This window comes from Shewanella sp. AC34-MNA-CIBAN-0136, from assembly GCF_040309945.1.
Classification (GTDB): domain Bacteria; phylum Pseudomonadota; class Gammaproteobacteria; order Enterobacterales; family Shewanellaceae; genus Shewanella.
The window spans coordinates 1-276 of the sequence record NZ_JBEOPJ010000068.1; the positions used below are offsets into that span (position 1 = coordinate 1).

1 protein-coding gene is annotated in these 276 nt (G+C 44.9%); it reads right to left on the reverse strand.

Going from position 1 to position 276, the window contains the following annotated elements; all coding sequences use genetic code 11:
- Positions 1-276 (reverse strand): hypothetical protein (locus AAEY94_RS20690; protein WP_350979915.1); only part of this gene is annotated, 276 nt, incomplete at both ends.

Genomic DNA, 276 nt, shown 5'->3' on the forward strand with positions numbered 1-276 from the left:
GCATCGATGTTCTCCTGCTCTTTTAGGCGCTGATGCTCATCAGCTAAGCGGTCGATCTCTTCTTTGGCGAGCGTATCAGTCTCTGGTATAGGTGCATCGGTAATAGCCTTCGAGCTCGGTATGGCTACATTCGATTTATTCTCAGTGGCATTATCTTTACTAGCGCTCAAATTTTCATCAACAATACTGTCATTGCTAGAGCCATTAATAGCATCATTATCACTCTTGGTATCCGACTCGATAATAGCATCTTCTGCGCTAGGGTCTGTACTAGGG